Here is a 14,386-nt window from a genome sequence, read left to right as displayed (position 1 = left end):
GCCCGACGGCGGGCCGCCGCCGGGCAAGGAGGGCCGCATGACCGTACGGCGAGTAATGGGCATCGAGACGGAGTACGGGATCTCCGTGCCCGCCCACCCGAACGCCAATGCCATGCTCACCTCGTCCCAGATCGTCAACGCCTACGCGGCGGCGATGCACCGGGCGCGCCGCGCCCGCTGGGACTTCGAGGAGGAGAACCCGCTGCGGGACGCCCGCGGATTCGACCTGGCGCGCGAGGTGGCCGACGCCAGCCAGCTCACGGACGAGGACATCGGTCTGGCGAACGTCATCCTCACCAATGGCGCCCGGCTGTACGTGGACCACGCCCATCCCGAGTACAGCGCCCCCGAGGTGACCAATCCGCGCGACGCGGTGCTGTGGGACAAGGCGGGCGAGCGGATCATGGCCGAGGCCGCCAGGCGGGCCGCCGAGCTGCCCGGCGCCCAGCCGATCCACCTCTACAAGAACAACACCGACAACAAGGGCGCCTCCTACGGCTGCCACGAGAACTACCTGATGAAGCGGGAGACCCCCTTCACGGAGATCGTGCGCCACCTGACGCCCTTCTTCGTCTCCCGCCAGGTCGTCACCGGCGCCGGCCGGGTTGGCATCGGCCAGGACGGCTCCGAGCACGGCTTCCAGATCAGTCAGCGCGCCGACTACTTCGAGGTCGAGGTCGGTCTGGAGACCACCCTCAAACGACCGATCATCAACACCCGCGACGAGCCGCACGCCGACGCCGAGCGGTACCGTCGGCTGCACGTGATCGTCGGCGACGCCAACCTGTCGGAGGTCTCCACCTACCTCAAACTGGGCACCACCTCACTGGTGCTGTCCATGATCGAGGACGGCTTCATCGCCGTGGACCTCGCCGTCGACCAGCCCGTGCGCACCCTGCACCAGGTCAGCCACGATCCGTCGCTGCGACGCCTGATCACGCTCCGCAGCGGCCGGAAGCTCACCGCCGTACAGCTCCAGATGGAGTACTGCGAGCTGGCCCGCAAGTACGTCGAGGAGCGCTGGGGCGCGGACGTCGACGAGCAGACCGCCGACGTGCTCGCCCGTTGGGAGGACGTCCTGGGCCGTCTGGAAAGGGACCCGATGAGTCTGGCCGGCGAGCTGGACTGGGTGGCCAAGAAGGAGCTGATGGAGGGCTACCGGCGCCGCGACGGCCTGGGCTGGGACGCCGCACGGCTGCACCTGGTCGACCTGCAGTACGCCGATGTGCGGCCCGACAAGGGGCTGTACAACCGCTTGGCGGCGCGCGGCAGGATGAAGCGGCTGTTGGACGAGGCGGACGTGGAGCGGGCCCGCACCGAGCCGCCGGAGGACACCCGCGCGTACTTCCGCGGTCGCTGCCTGGACCGGTACGCCGACGCCGTGGCGGCCGCCTCCTGGGATTCGGTGATCTTCGACCTGCCCGGGCGGGACTCCCTCCAGCGGGTGCCGACCCTGGAGCCGCTGCGCGGCACGCGCGCCCACGTCGGCGAGCTGCTGGAGCGCTGCCGCACGGCCGAGGAGCTGGTCCGGGCGCTCTCGGGGAGGTGACGGGCCCGGGATCGGGCGCGCGGAACGCGGCTGAACACCTCCGGATACGGGAATCATGAAGAAGGCTCCCGGACGTGACGGCGGTGGCGGGAAGTGGGACACGTACTCGTCAGTGACAGCAAAAGGGCCGATGTCGGACCCGGCCTGTAGGGTCCGATCTTGTACCGTCCAACCGAGCGGGGTGAGGTATATGGCGACCAAGGACACCGGCGGCGGCCAGCAGAAGGCGACGCGCTCCACCGAGGAGGTCGAGGAGCAGGCGTCGGAGGCGCAGGCTTCGGAGGATCTCAAGGAGCGCCACGAGGCGCTGTCGGACGAGGTGGACTCCGTGCTGGACGAGATCGACGACGTCCTCGAGGAGAACGCGGAGGACTTCGTTCGCAGCTTTGTCCAAAAGGGTGGCGAGTAGGGCGCGGATGTCCGTCCCGCACCTCCGCGACGGCGGGGGTGCGGGACGGATGACATGCGCCGCCAGGGGTAAGGTCCGTGCAGGAACTCCAAGATCCGGTCCCATGATCTGCTGGAAGGAAACGTGTGGAAGCCAACACCCGTAGCTCAGGGCGTCTGCCTGCCGCCTTCCTGACGCCGGGCTCGTCCTCGTTCATGGACTTCCTGTCCGAGCACGCGCCCGAGCAGCTCCCCGGCAACCGTCCGCTGCCCCCGGTGAAGGGCGCCGTGGAGGCGCCGCACGGTACGACGATCGTCTCGGCCACCTTCCCCGGCGGGGTGGTGCTGGCCGGTGACCGGCGGGCGACGATGGGCAACATGATCGCCCAGCGCGACATCGAGAAGGTCTTCCCGGCCGACGAGTACAGCGCGGTCGGCATCGCCGGGACGGCCGGGTTGGCGGTGGAGCTGGTCAAGCTCTTCCAACTGGAGCTGGAGCACTTCGAGAAGGTGGAGGGCGCCCAGCTCTCCCTGGAGGGCAAGGCCAACCGTCTGTCCACGATGATCCGCGGCAATCTCGGCATGGCCATGCAGGGCCTGGCGGTGATCCCGCTGTTCGCCGGGTACGACGTGGACCGGGGCGAGGGCCGCGTCTTCTCCTACGACGTCACCGGAGGCCGCTCCGAGGAGCGGGGCTTCGCGGCGGTGGGCTCCGGCTCGGTCTTCGCGCGCGGCTCCCTCAAGAAGCTCCACCGGGACGACCTCACCGAGGAGCAGGCCGCCACCGTGGTCGTCCAGGCGCTCTACGACGCCGCCGACGACGACTCCGCCACCGGCGGACCCGATCTCGTCCGCCGGATCTACCCCGTCGTCGCGGTGATCACCGACGAGGGATTCCGCAGGCTCACCGAGGACGAGGTGGCCGACATCGCCCGCTCGGTGCACGACGGCCGGCTCCAGTCGCCCAACGGGCCGCAGGCCCCGGTGCTCTAGAACAGGAAGGGACGGATAGCCGGTGTCGACGCCGTTCTATGTCTCACCCCAGCAGGCCATGGCGGACCGCGCCGAGTACGCCCGCAAGGGCATCGCGCGCGGTCGCAGCGTGGTCGTGTTGCAGTACGCCGACGGCATCGTGTTCGTCGCGGAGAACCCGTCTCGGGCACTGCACAAGGTCAGCGAGATCTACGACCGGATCGCCTTCGCGGCGGTGGGCAAGTACAACGAGTTCGAGAACCTGCGCATCGGTGGCGTGCGCTACGCCGACCTGCGCGGTTACACCTACGCCCGCACGGACGTCACCGCACGCGGGCTGGCCAACGTCTACGCCCAGACGCTGGGCACCATCTTCTCCAGCGCCGCCGAGAAGCCCTACGAGGTGGAACTGATCGTCGCCGAGGTCGGGGAGGGCCCCGAGGACGACCAGATCTACCGGTTGCCGCACGACGGTTCGATCGTCGACGAGCACGGCTCGGTGGCGGTCGGCGGCAACTCCGATCAGATCGGCAGCTACCTCGGTCAGCGGCACCGGGACGGCATGACCCTCTCCGAGGCGCTGAAGCTGGCGGTGGAGTCGCTCACCCGGGACAACAACGGCGGGGAGCGCACCCTCACCGCCGACCAGCTGGAGGTGGCCGTCCTGGACCGCACCCGCCCCCAGCAGCGCAAGTTCAAGCGCGTGCTGGGCAGCCGGCTCTCCCGGCTGCTGGAGGAGAACGGTGCGTCCGGGGCGACCGGGGGGTCCTCCGGTGCCTCGACGGACGACGAGGAGTGAGCGACGGGGCGGGCCGTGCCGGCCCGCCCCGGTCACGTTCGGCCCCCGGCGCGCCCCGGCGCGTCCGGCGGCGGGGCGGTGGAGTCGCGTACGGTCAACCCCACCGGCAAGGTGGTGACGTCCGGGGAAGCGGCGTCCCGCCCCCGCTCCGCGGTGGAGGGGGCCTCCAGCACCCGCAGCAGGGCCCGCATCCCGGCCGCGCCCGTCTCCTCGGCCGGCAGTCGCACCGTCGTCAGCTCGGGTTCGACCGCGCCGGCGAGCGTCAGGTCGTCGAATCCGGTCACGGAGACGTCCTGCGGCACCCGGAGTCCCAGTCGCCGCACCGCTTTGCAGGCACCCGCGGCCAGTACGTCGTCGTCGCACACCAGGGCGGTGGGGCGCGGGTCGGCCGCCAACGCCCGCGCCGCGGCGCGGGCCCCGTCCGCCACCCCCAGCCCGGCGGGGACGGTGGTCGGTGGTGGGCAGCCGGCCGCGCGCACCACGTCGGCCAGCGTTCGGGCCCGCACCTCGAAGGTCCAGGAGTCCACCGCCGCGGCGAGGTGGGCCAGCCTGCGGTGCCCCAGCCCCAGCAGGTGTTCCGCGACCCGCCGCATGCCGTCGGCGATGTCGAGGTTGACGGTCGCCGCGGCCCGGGTGCGCTCGGGGTCGCTGTCGAGCATCACCAGGGGCAGTTCGCCGCCGGTTCGCAACGCCGCCAGTGATTCGGAGGCCATGGAGGAGGCGATCACGCCGTCCAGGGCGGCGCTCGCGGACGCGAAGGGGTCCCGCGCGGGCCCGATCCCCTCCGGGGAGGGGTAGAGCACCACGCCGAAGCCGTGTTCGGCCGCCACCCGGGCGGCACCCGCGTGGAGCCTGGCGAAGAACTCGTTGGTCAGGGCCGGGACGACCAGCAGCGCGGTGCGGGTGCGCCCCAGTCGCAGACTGCGGGCGGCGAGGTTGGGGCGGTAGCCCAGCTCGCGGGCGGCCCGCCGTACCGCCTCGGCCTTCCGGGCCGACACCCGACCGTGCCACTTGTCGCCCAGTACCAGGGAGACGGCCGCCTGCGAGACCCCGGCGGCGCGCGCCACGTCCCGGCTCGTGGGGCGGATGCGGTCGGTGGTCACTGGCCGGCTCCTGATCGGGTGGGACATCGGGTGGGACGGGGGCGGGGAAGAGAAGGGGGCGTGGACCCCGAGGCTGCCTCATGGTACGTATTACCCGGGAAGTTATACGTATCACTCAAGGGGTCCGCCGGTGGGGACCGGCAGGAGAGGAGCCAGGCATGGCGACGGGCTACGTCGAGTTGTTGCGCGCCAGGCACGCGGTGCGGCTGCTCGCGGGGACCCTGGTCGGACGGTTGCCGAACGCCACCGCGGCCCTGGCAATCGTGCTGTTCACCCGGGCCGAGGGCGGCGGCTACACCCTGGCGGGCGTGCTGTCGGCCGTCTACGGCCTGTCCAACGCGGTCGGCCAGCCCCTGCTGGGCCGCGCCGTGGACCTGTGGGGTCAGCCGAGGGTGATGCTGCCCTCCGCGCTGCTCTCCGGGCTCGGCATGGCCGTCTTCGCCCTGGTCGGCATCGACCCGTTGCCCCTGGCCCACGCCACGATGGTCGTCGCCGGCTTCTTCACGCCTCCTCTGGAGGGCGGACTGCGCGCCCTGTGGCCCAGCGTCCTGGGGCGGTCCGACCGGGTGCACGCCGCCTACGCGTTGGACGCGGTCGCCCAGGAGGTGCTGTTCACCGTCGGTCCGTTGGTCGTCACCGTGCTGGTGGCGTTCCGGAGCGAGGCGGCGGCCCTGCTGGTGATCAACGTGCTCGGGGTGGTGGGGGCCCTGTCCGTGGTGGTCTCGCCGCCGTCCCGCCTCTGGCGGTCGGCCCCGCGCGAGGCGCACTGGCTGGGCGCCCTGCGCTCGGGCGGCCTGCGCTCCCTGCTCGGCGCCTTCTTCTTCGTCGGCCTCGCGTTGGGCTCGATCGCGGTGGCCGCCGTGGCCTACGCCGACGACCGGGGCGACGGCCTGATCTCCAGCTATCTGCTCTCCGCCCTCGGCGCCGGCGCGCTGGTGGGAGGGGTGGTCTACGGCGCGCGGGGGTGGGCCGGGGAGCCCGAGACGCGGTTGCGCGTCCTGGTGGCCGCCCTGGCCGCCGGCTACCTGCCGCTGGCCCTGGTGCCCGCCCCGGCGACGATGACCGTTCTGGCCGGGGTCGCGGGTCTCTTCCTGGCCCCCGCCCTCGCCTGTGCCTTCGTCGTGGTGGACCGCCACGCGCCCACGGGCACGGTCACCGAGGCGTTCTCCTGGCTGGTGACCGCCTTCGGCGTCGGCGCGGCCGCGGGCACGGCCGTGGTGGGGCCGGTGGTGGAACACGGCGGGACGGCCGCGGGCTTCTGCGTGGCGGGCGCCGGCGGCCTCACCGCCCTGCTCGTGCTGCTCGCGACCCGTCGCGTCCTGACGGCTCCCGCGGCGCCGCGGTCCGGCGACGCCCTCGGCCGGGTGGAAACCGATGACACGGGGAGCGTCGAATCCGGTTCCGGAACCGGATTCCGGGCGTAATGTTCCTCATGACTCCGCTCCCGCTCGCGGAAGGGGGGCTTCCGTCCCGGAGGCCGCGGTCCGGACGGACCGAGCCCTCGGGACTGACGTAAACCACCACGCATCGGGGAATGATCCTTGTCCACCGGCCAAAACCGGTGGTTCCCTCGTGAGGAGTCTGATGGACCGCCGAATCTTCGGACTGGAGAACGAGTACGGCGTCACGTGTACGTTCCGGGGGCAGCGGCGCCTGTCTCCTGACGAGGTGGCGCGGTACCTCTTCCGCCGTGTCGTGTCATGGGGCCGCAGCAGCAACGTCTTCCTCCGCAACGGCGCGCGCCTGTACCTGGACGTGGGCTCGCACCCGGAGTACGCCACTCCGGAGTGTGACGACGTGATCGAACTGGTCACCCACGACAAGGCCGGCGAACGCATCCTGGAGGGGCTCCTCGTCGACGCCGAACGCCGTCTGCACGAGGAGGGGATCGCGGGCGACGTCTACCTGTTCAAGAACAACACCGACTCCGCGGGCAACTCCTACGGCTGCCACGAGAACTACCTCGTGGCCCGGCACGGGGAGTTCTCCCGCCTGGCGGACGTCCTCATCCCGTTCCTGGTCACCCGGCAACTGATCAGCGGGGCGGGCAAGGTGCTCCAGACGCCGCGCGGCGCGGTCTACTGCGTCAGCCAGCGCGCCGAGCACATCTGGGAGGGCGTCAGCTCCGCGACGACCCGCTCCCGCCCGATCATCAACACCCGCGACGAGCCGCACGCCGACGCCGAGCGCTACCGGCGCCTGCACGTCATCGTCGGCGACTCCAACATGTCCGAGACGACCACGCTGCTCAAGGTCGGCTCCACCGACCTGGTGCTGCGCATGATCGAGGCGGGCACGGTCATGCGCGACCTCACCCTGGAGAACCCGATCCGGGCCATCCGCGAGGTCAGCCACGACACCACCGGCCGGCGGAAGGTCCGACTGGCCAACGGGCGCGAGGCGTCCGCGCTGGAGGTGCAGCGGGAGTACTACGAGAAGGCCGTCGACTTCTGCGAGCGTCGCGGCATCCGCACCGGAGTGGTGGACCGGGTCCTGGAACTGTGGGGCCGCACCCTGGACGCGATCGAGACCCAGGAGTTGGACAAGGTCGCCACCGAGATCGACTGGGTGATGAAACACCAGCTCATCGAGCGGTACCGGGCCAAGAACAACATCACCATGTCGCACCCGAGGGTCGCCCAGATAGACCTCGCGTACCACGACATCCACCGCCGCAGGGGCCTGTACTACCTGTTGGAGCGCAAGGGGCAGGCGGCCAGGGTCTGCAACGACCTCAAGATCTTCGAGGGCAAATCCGTACCGCCGCAGAACACCCGCGCCAGGTTGCGCGGCGACTTCATCCGTCGGGCCCAGGAGCAGCGCCGCGACTTCACCGTCGACTGGGTGCACCTGAAGCTGAACGACCAGGCCCAGCGCACGGTGTTGTGCAAGGACCCCTTCCGTTCGGTGGACGAGCGGGTGGAGAAGCTCATCGCCGGAATGTGAGCCCCGGGGGTCCGCGGCCGGCCGCGGACCCCCGGAGCCCACCCGGGCCGCGCGGACCGCTCCCGACGTCCGGGGAGCGGTCGGCATGGCGCGGGCGGGAACGAAATCGGTCCTTCCGCGAGTTCTGGGAAGAGGGCCGGGCGGCCTCTAGAGTGGCCGACACGCCCGGAACGCCCGGACACCTCCTACACCACGAGTTGGACTGATGCTGCAAACCCCAGGGGGACGCCCCCCACACCCCCGCCCCCTCACGACGCTCGGCCGCCGTGTCGCCGCGGCCCTGGTCGTGCCCGCCCTGCTGTTCACCGCCGCCTGCGGCTCCGAGGGCGACGGCTCCGACGGATCCGACGGCTCCGCCGCCTCGGTGAAGGTCGCCGGCAAGGTCGGAGAGGAACCGAAGATCACCGTTCCGGAGGACGCCGAGGCCCCCGACAAGGCCGCCGTGCGCACCCTCGCGGAAGGCGAGGGCGACGAGATGGCCGAGGGCGACTACGTCCGGTTGGACGTCTACGCCCGCATGACCGGCAACGACCAGGAACTGATCAACACCTGGAACCAGCAGGCCGGAGCCTCCGCCGAGGGCGACGCCCACACCCAGTTGGTCGTCCGTCTCGGCGAGCAGCAGCAGACGCTGCCCGACTCGGTGATGGACGCCCTGGTCGGCAAGCGCACCGGCAGTCGCGTCCTGGTCGAGGGCACGGCCAAGGCGATCATCGGCGACCGACTCAACCCGCAGGCCGGGATCCAGGAGTCGGACGGCATGGTCTGGGTGGTCGACCCCGCGGCCGCCGCCAAGGCCGACGCCAAGGCCGAGGCCGACGGGGAGCAGGCCGAGCCCGAACCGGGCATGCCGGAGGTGAAGGCGGAGAAGGGGAAGGCCGCCACCATCACCGTCCCCAAGGGGGAGAAGGCCCCCGGAGAGCTGAAGCAGCAGGTGCTGATCGAGGGCGACGGCCCCGAGGTCGAGGCCGGTGACGGCCTGATCGTCCAGTACACCGGGGTCAAGTGGGAGGACGGCGAGAAGTTCGACTCCTCCTGGGACCACGGAGGCGCCACGGCCTTCCAGATCGGCACCGGCTCGGTCGTCAAGGGCTGGGACCAGGGCCTGGTCGGCAAGAAGGTCGGTGACCGCGTCCTGCTGGTCATCCCGCCGGAGCTGGCCTACGGCGGCAACCCGCAGTCGGAGCTGGCGAAGAACACCCTGGTCTTCTCCGTCGACATCGTCGGCAAGGTCTGACGGGCCGCCTGGGACGTCGGCGGCCGGCCGGGTCTGCGAGACTGGCACGGTTGACCGGTAGAAACTTCGTAGGAGCCTTTTCGTGAGCATCGACAAGCCCGAGATCGACTTCCCGGGCGGCGAGCCCCCGGCGGACCTGGAGATCAAGGACATCTGGGAGGGCGACGGTCCCGTCGCCAAGGCCGGGGACCGCGTCTCCGTGCACTACGTGGGCGTCGCCTTCTCCACCGGCGAGGAGTTCGACGCCAGCTGGAACCGCGGTACGCCGCTCCAGTTCCAGTTGGGCGTCGGCCAGGTCATCGCCGGCTGGGACCGCGGCGTGCAGGGCATGAGGGTCGGCGGCCGTCGCCAGCTGACCATCCCGCCCCACCTGGCCTACGGCGACCGCGGCGCCGGTGGCCGGATCAAGCCGGGCGAGACGCTCATCTTCGTCTGCGACCTGGTCGCCGTCTGAGCCGCTCCCGGAGCGCGTACGCACCCGTCGGGGCCCGAGCCGAACGGCTTGGGCCCCGGCTTTGTGCCCGGTGTCCCCGGAGCGGTACGGTCGAGCCGGGACGAGCACGAGAGAGGGCGTCGATGGCCATTGCCAAGGCCGAACGGCTGATGAACCTGGCGCTGTGCCTGCTGGGGACCCGCCGCCCACTGACCAAACGCGAGCTGCGGGCGTCGATCGAGGCGTACCTGGAGGTCGGCGGGGGTCCGGGCCGGACCGGGAGCGAGGACGCCTTCAACCGGATGTTCGAGCGCGACAAGGACGACCTGCGCGAGCTGGGGCTGGTCATCGAGACGGTGGAGAACCTGGACGGCGAGATCGCCTACCAGGCCCGTCGTGACAGCAACCGGCTGCCGCCGGTCGCCCTGGACGCCGAGGAGGCCGCCGCCCTCACCCTGGCCGCCAAGGTCTGGCAGCAGGCCCGCCTCGCCGGGGCCGCCAGCGGTGCCCTGCAGAAGCTGCGGGCCGCCGGCATGCCGCTGGCCGACGAGGTCGAGGACGACCCCTACGGCGGCCACAGCGCCCTGGAACCGCGCATCCCCACCCGTGAGCCGGCCTTCGAGCCGCTGATGGTCGCCTGCCGCGACCGGCGCCCGGTCACCTTCGCCTACCGCAAGTCCAACGCCGCCCGCCCCGAGACCCGGCACGTCGAACCGTGGACCCTGGAGTGCTGGCGCGGTCACTGGTACCTGGCGGGCTTCGACCGGGACCGCGGGGCCGAGCGGGTCTTCCGGCTCTCCCGCATCACCGGCCCGGTCCGCTCCCGTGCCGGGACCTACACCGCCGAGGTGCCCGACCACGTCACCGTGCGCGAGACCGTCGAGCGCTGGGCCGGGGAGATCGCCACCGCCACCGCCCGCATCCGGCTGCGGCAGGGCGCCGGCTACCCGCTGCGGGCCCGGGCGACCGAGACACGGGACGTCGGGGACGGCTGGGACGAGCTGGAGATCCCCTACGGCCACGGGCTGGACGCCTGGCTGGTGGAGTTCGGGCCGGACGTGGTGGTGCTGGAGCCCGCCGAGCTGCGGGCCGACGTGGTGGACCGGCTGCGCGCCGTCGCCAAGGACTGAGGAGGGGGCACCCATGGCCGCCAACGCCATCGACCAGACGCGCCGGATGCTGTCCCTGGTGACCTACCTGCGCGAGCGTCCCGGCGCCCGCGTGGAGGACGTCGCCCGCGCCTTCGGCATCACCACCGACGAACTGATCTCCGACCTCCACGTCCTGCCGATGTGCGGCACCAGCTTCCGCGGCGGCGACCTGCTGGACATCGACACCGACGGCGAGCGCATCTGGTGGCACAACGCCGACGCGGTCGGCTCCGGCACCGGCGAGCCGCTGCGGCTGGCCGCCGACGAGGCCACCGCCCTGCTGGTCGCCGCGCGGGCCGTCGCCACCCTGCCGGGGCTGCGCGAGAGCGACCGCGAGGCCCTCCAGCGCGCCACCGCCAAGATCGAGACGGCGGCGGGGGAGAGCGCCGGGGCCAGCTCCCGGCTGTCGGTCACCTTCGAGTCCGAGGGCGGGGTCTTCGCCGACGTCGACCGGGCCATCGCCGAGCGGCGCCGGCTGTGGATCCGCTACTACTCGCCGGCGCGCGACGAACTCACCGAACGCGAGATCGACCCGATCCGGCTGTTCGCGGTCGGTCACACCTACGTCGAGGCCTGGTGCCGGCTGACCGAGGCGCGCCGCACCTTCCGACTGGACCGGGTGGCCGAGATCAGGCTGTTGGACGAGCCCGCCGACCCGCCGCCCATCGAGCTGCGCGATCTGTCCGAGGGACTGGTCCAGCCCTCCGCCGAGGACCCGGAGGTCGTCATCGAGGTCGGGCCCGGCGGACGCTGGGTCGCCGAGTACTACCCCCACGACAGCGCCGAAGAACTGTCCGACGGCGGGCTGCGCATCACCCTGCGCGCCTCCGATCCGGCCACCCTGCGCCGGCTGGCCCTGCGGCTGGGGCGCGACGGCCGGATCGTCTCCCCGAAGGAGCTGGCCGACAGCGCTCGGGAGGCGGCACGGGCCGCGCTGGCGGCGTACGGGGACTGACCGGCCCGGGGCCGGGCGGGCCCGTGCCGACGGCGGGAGGCGACGGGGCGTCCACTACGCTCGCCCCATGCTCTGGCCGATGTTCTTCCTGGTGCTCGCCTTCTGCGGAATCGCCGTGCTCGGTGTCCTGGCCGTACGCGTCGGGCTGGAGGTGAGGCGTCTGGCCCGCGCGGTCGGTGACGGCTGTGAGCGCCTCGCCCTGGCCGCCGACGAGCTGGAGCGGGCCGCGGCTCCGCTGGCGGCGCGGGTCGGGCGGGTCACCGAACCCTGAGCGGCGGATTCCGGCCGTGCGGGTCCGGCCGGCAACCGCGCGGGGCCGAACCGCGAGGAGGCGACCATACGGGGTCCCGGGGGACGTATCGGGTGCCGCGCTCTCCAGCTTCGGGCGCCGGGGCGGTACTCTTCAAGAGGCGTGTGGACGGCGGCCGTGGCCGGCACCGGGATGACGCAGAGGCATTGCCCCGTGTTCACCCCCCGGGGTTACGATCGCTGACAGCGCTGCCAGCGCACCAGCACGAGGAAGCCCGTCCGAATCAGTAGGGCAGGCACGGAGACCGCCGCCCCGGCGAGAAGGTAGTGGCACATGATCGGCAATCTGAGGCCCATGGAGATCGTACTGATCCTCCTCGTCATCCTGCTGCTGTTCGGCGCCAAGAAGCTCCCGGACATGGCCCGTTCGCTCGGCAAGTCGGCCCGCATCCTCAAGAGCGAGGCCAAGGCCATGAAGAAGGAGAGCGAGAACGAGTCGGCCCAGCAGGACGCCTCGGCCCAGCAGACGGCCGCGCCCAAGACCATCCAGGCCGCTCCCGGTGACGTGACCAGCTCCCGTCCGGTGAGCGAGCCCAACCAGCAGACGGCCAAGAACTGATCCGACGCCGGGCCCACGGTCGGGCCCGGTGTCGCTCGTGCCCGGACACCCGACACCATCACTGACACCGAGGACGTGGGTTGCTCAAGTCCGCCCGCAAACAGGGGAAGCCGCAGAAGGACCCCGAGGGGCGCATGCCGCTCGCGGAGCACCTGCGGGAGCTGCGCAACCGCCTGATGAAGTCGGTGCTGGCCGTCTTGGCCGTCACCATCGTCGGGCTGGTCTACTACAAGCAGATCGCCGACTTCCTCACCGAGCCCCTCCGCGACTCCGTCGGCTGTACCGAGGGCTTCGGCCGCGCGGCCGAGGACGGCGAGGCCTGCGCCGAGATCACCCTCAACGGTCTGATCGCTCCCTTCACCGTCATGCTCAAGGTGGGGCTCACCACCGGGGTGGTGCTCACCTGCCCGGTCTGGCTCTACCAGTTGTGGGCCTTCCTCGCCCCCGGACTGCACAGCCACGAGAAGAAGTACGCGCGGTCCTTCGTCGCGGCCGGTGTACCCCTCTTCCTCGCCGGTGCCTACCTGGCGTACATCGTCCTGCCGACGATGGCCTCGACCCTGATCGAGTTCACCCCCGAGGGCACCGGCAACCTCGTCCCGCTGGACGACTTCCTCGACATCATCACGCGGATGGTGATCGTCTTCGGGCTGGCCTTCGAGCTGCCCCTGGTGCTGGTGATGCTGAACCTCGGCGGTGTCGTCACCGGCCGCAAGCTGCTCGGCTGGTGGCGGGGGATGGTGGTGTCCATCGCCGTGTTCGCCGCCGTGGCCACCCCCAGCGGCGAGCCGTTGACCATGGGGGCCCTGGCCGCACCGATCGTCCTGCTGTACTTCCTGGCCGTCGGGATCTGTCTGCTCAACGACCGCCGGCGCAAGCGCAAGGACCCGTACGCGGGGCTGAGCGACGACGAGGCGGCCCCGCTCGACCACGCGCCGGAGACGGTCGGCGCGGTCGAGTCCGTCGAGGCTCCCGCCGCGCTGCCCGACGGCACCGCCGCCGACGGCGGCCCGACCCGACGGAACGGTTACGACGACGCCACCTGAGCGGTATCGTCCGCGCGTGACCGCCGAGATCACCCTGTTCGTCAACCCCGCCGCGGGCAACGGCCGCGGACGTGACGCGGCGCAGCCCGCCGCGCGGGCCCTGCGCGCGGCGGGCTTCTCCGTGCGCACGGTCGTCGGCACCGACGCCGACGACGCGCTCGCCCGGGCCCGCGCGGCCGTCCGCGGCGGCACCGGGGCGCTGGTCGCCGTCGGCGGGGACGGCATGGTCTCCCTCGCCCTCCAGGCGGTGGCCGGCACCGACACCCCGCTCGGCGTCGTCGCGGTCGGCACCGGCAACGACATCGCCCGTGCCCTGGGCCTGCCCGTCCGCGCCCCGGCCCGGGCCGGGCGGATCATCGCCGAGGCCCTCAAGGGAGGCCGGGGGCGGGTCGTCGATCTCGGCCGGGTCGACGGACGCTGGTTCGGCAGCGTGCTGGCCTCCGGCTTCGACTCCCGCGTCAACGACCGGGCCAACCGCATGCGCCGGCCCGTCGGGCGCCTCCGCTACGACCTGGCGATGCTCGCCGAACTGGCCGCGCTGCGTCCGGTCCCCTACCGCATCACCCTCGACGACGGGCCCGCGCTGGAGATCGAGGCCATCCTCGTCGCGGTCGGCAACGGCCCCTCCTACGGCGGGGGGATGCGGATCTGCGGCGACGCCGAGCTGGACGACGGCCTGCTGGACGTCACGGTGGTGGGGGAGTGTTCCCGCACCACCCTGGTGCGGGTCTTCCCCCGCGTCTACCGCGGTTCCCACCTCGCCCACCCCGCGGTCACCGCCCACCGGGCCGCGAAGGTCACCCTGGAGGCCCCCGGCGTGACCGGCTACGCCGACGGTGAGCCGGTGGGGCCGCTGCCGGTGACCGTCGAGGCGGTGGCCGACGCGGTGCGGGTCCTCGTTCCCGCGTCCGCACTCGCCGTCCCGTAGAGATCATGTCCT

At 72.0% G+C, this 14,386-nt stretch carries 15 protein-coding genes; 14 read left to right on the top strand and 1 reads right to left on the bottom strand.

What is annotated here, in order from left to right:
• Positions 1-37: 37 nt before the first annotated feature.
• The 4 genes from dop to prcA all read left to right on the top strand — a co-directional run bounded on the left by dop (position 38) and on the right by prcA (position 3,707).
• Positions 38-1,549: a depupylase/deamidase Dop gene (gene dop, locus F0L17_RS04005; RefSeq protein ID WP_155069987.1), complete on the top strand. Its 1,512-nt coding sequence runs from the start codon at positions 38-40 to the stop codon at positions 1,547-1,549.
• Positions 1,550-1,739: 190 nt separating this feature from the next.
• Positions 1,740-1,958, top strand: coding sequence for a ubiquitin-like protein Pup (locus tag F0L17_RS04000; RefSeq protein WP_155069986.1), 219 nt, complete (start codon positions 1,740-1,742; stop codon positions 1,956-1,958).
• A 125-nt stretch (positions 1,959-2,083) separates the two neighbouring features.
• Positions 2,084-2,929 carry a proteasome subunit beta gene (prcB, locus tag F0L17_RS03995; RefSeq protein WP_162465762.1) on the top strand — a complete coding sequence of 282 codons (846 nt, stop codon included), beginning with the start codon at positions 2,084-2,086 and terminating at the stop codon, positions 2,927-2,929.
• 22 nt (positions 2,930-2,951) lie between these two features.
• Positions 2,952-3,707 (top strand): proteasome subunit alpha, encoded by a 756-nt coding sequence (gene prcA, locus F0L17_RS03990; RefSeq protein ID WP_162465761.1) that lies wholly within the window; start codon positions 2,952-2,954, stop codon positions 3,705-3,707.
• Between the two features lie 32 nt (positions 3,708-3,739).
• Here prcA and F0L17_RS03985 read toward each other — a convergent pair whose 3' ends face one another.
• A complete protein-coding gene (locus F0L17_RS03985; RefSeq protein WP_155069985.1) occupies positions 3,740-4,837 on the bottom strand; it encodes a LacI family DNA-binding transcriptional regulator in 1,098 nt (365 codons plus the stop codon).
• Between the two features lie 131 nt (positions 4,838-4,968).
• Here F0L17_RS03985 and F0L17_RS03980 point away from each other — a divergent pair, with 131 nt between their 5' ends.
• The 10 genes from F0L17_RS03980 to F0L17_RS03935 all read left to right on the top strand — a co-directional run bounded on the left by F0L17_RS03980 (position 4,969) and on the right by F0L17_RS03935 (position 14,374).
• Positions 4,969-6,234 carry an MFS transporter gene (locus F0L17_RS03980; protein WP_155069984.1) on the top strand — a complete coding sequence of 422 codons (1,266 nt, stop codon included), beginning with the start codon at positions 4,969-4,971 and terminating at the stop codon, positions 6,232-6,234.
• Between the two features lie 160 nt (positions 6,235-6,394).
• Positions 6,395-7,756: a Pup--protein ligase gene (gene pafA, locus F0L17_RS03975; RefSeq protein WP_155069983.1), complete on the top strand. Its 1,362-nt coding sequence runs from the start codon at positions 6,395-6,397 to the stop codon at positions 7,754-7,756.
• Between the two features lie 205 nt (positions 7,757-7,961).
• Positions 7,962-8,993 (top strand): FKBP-type peptidyl-prolyl cis-trans isomerase, encoded by a 1,032-nt coding sequence (locus F0L17_RS03970; RefSeq protein WP_155069982.1) that lies wholly within the window; start codon positions 7,962-7,964, stop codon positions 8,991-8,993.
• An 82-nt stretch (positions 8,994-9,075) separates the two neighbouring features.
• Entirely contained in the window at positions 9,076-9,447 is a 372-nt protein-coding gene (locus F0L17_RS03965; protein ID WP_162465760.1) for an FKBP-type peptidyl-prolyl cis-trans isomerase, read from the top strand.
• Positions 9,448-9,569: 122 nt separating this feature from the next.
• Positions 9,570-10,556: a helix-turn-helix transcriptional regulator gene (locus tag F0L17_RS03960; RefSeq protein ID WP_155069981.1), complete on the top strand. Its 987-nt coding sequence runs from the start codon at positions 9,570-9,572 to the stop codon at positions 10,554-10,556.
• A gap of 13 nt (positions 10,557-10,569) precedes the next feature.
• The gene (locus tag F0L17_RS03955) at positions 10,570-11,532 is read left to right on the top strand and encodes a helix-turn-helix transcriptional regulator (protein WP_155069980.1); all 963 of its coding nucleotides are present in this window, start codon (positions 10,570-10,572) and stop codon (positions 11,530-11,532) included.
• A gap of 67 nt (positions 11,533-11,599) precedes the next feature.
• The gene (locus F0L17_RS03950; RefSeq protein WP_155069979.1) at positions 11,600-11,803 is read left to right on the top strand and encodes a hypothetical protein; all 204 of its coding nucleotides are present in this window, start codon (positions 11,600-11,602) and stop codon (positions 11,801-11,803) included.
• Between the two features lie 312 nt (positions 11,804-12,115).
• Entirely contained in the window at positions 12,116-12,400 is a 285-nt protein-coding gene (gene tatA, locus F0L17_RS03945) for a Sec-independent protein translocase subunit TatA (protein WP_155069978.1), read from the top strand.
• A gap of 80 nt (positions 12,401-12,480) precedes the next feature.
• Entirely contained in the window at positions 12,481-13,446 is a 966-nt protein-coding gene (gene tatC, locus F0L17_RS03940) for a twin-arginine translocase subunit TatC (protein ID WP_238419246.1), read from the top strand.
• Between the two features lie 16 nt (positions 13,447-13,462).
• Complete coding sequence (locus F0L17_RS03935) at positions 13,463-14,374, top strand: diacylglycerol kinase (RefSeq protein WP_162465759.1); 912 nt, start codon at positions 13,463-13,465, stop codon at positions 14,372-14,374.
• Positions 14,375-14,386 lie beyond the last annotated feature (12 nt).

Source organism: Streptomyces taklimakanensis (genome assembly GCF_009709575.1).
In the GTDB taxonomy this organism is placed as follows: Bacteria; Actinomycetota; Actinomycetes; order Streptomycetales; family Streptomycetaceae; genus Streptomyces; species Streptomyces taklimakanensis.
The sequence above is the reverse complement of the archived record's forward strand: the minus strand, read 5'-3'. Positions and strand labels throughout refer to the sequence as shown.

Excerpts from the sequence above, each read along its gene's own strand:
- dop (WP_155069987.1), top strand. The coding sequence starts at position 38 with ATGACCGTACGGCGAGTAATGGGCATCGAGACGGAGTACGGGATCTCC.
- F0L17_RS04000 (WP_155069986.1), top strand. The coding sequence starts at position 1,740 with ATGGCGACCAAGGACACCGGCGGCGGCCAGCAGAAGGCGACGCGCTCC.
- F0L17_RS03985 (WP_155069985.1), bottom strand. The coding sequence starts at position 4,837 with ATGTCCCACCCGATCAGGAGCCGGCCAGTGACCACCGACCGCATCCGC.
- F0L17_RS03980 (WP_155069984.1), top strand. The coding sequence starts at position 4,969 with ATGGCGACGGGCTACGTCGAGTTGTTGCGCGCCAGGCACGCGGTGCGG.
- pafA (WP_155069983.1), top strand. The coding sequence starts at position 6,395 with ATGGACCGCCGAATCTTCGGACTGGAGAACGAGTACGGCGTCACGTGT.
- F0L17_RS03970 (WP_155069982.1), top strand. The coding sequence starts at position 7,962 with ATGCTGCAAACCCCAGGGGGACGCCCCCCACACCCCCGCCCCCTCACG.
- F0L17_RS03960 (WP_155069981.1), top strand. The coding sequence starts at position 9,570 with ATGGCCATTGCCAAGGCCGAACGGCTGATGAACCTGGCGCTGTGCCTG.
- F0L17_RS03955 (WP_155069980.1), top strand. The coding sequence starts at position 10,570 with ATGGCCGCCAACGCCATCGACCAGACGCGCCGGATGCTGTCCCTGGTG.
- F0L17_RS03950 (WP_155069979.1), top strand. The coding sequence starts at position 11,600 with ATGCTCTGGCCGATGTTCTTCCTGGTGCTCGCCTTCTGCGGAATCGCC.
- tatA (WP_155069978.1), top strand. The coding sequence starts at position 12,116 with ATGATCGGCAATCTGAGGCCCATGGAGATCGTACTGATCCTCCTCGTC.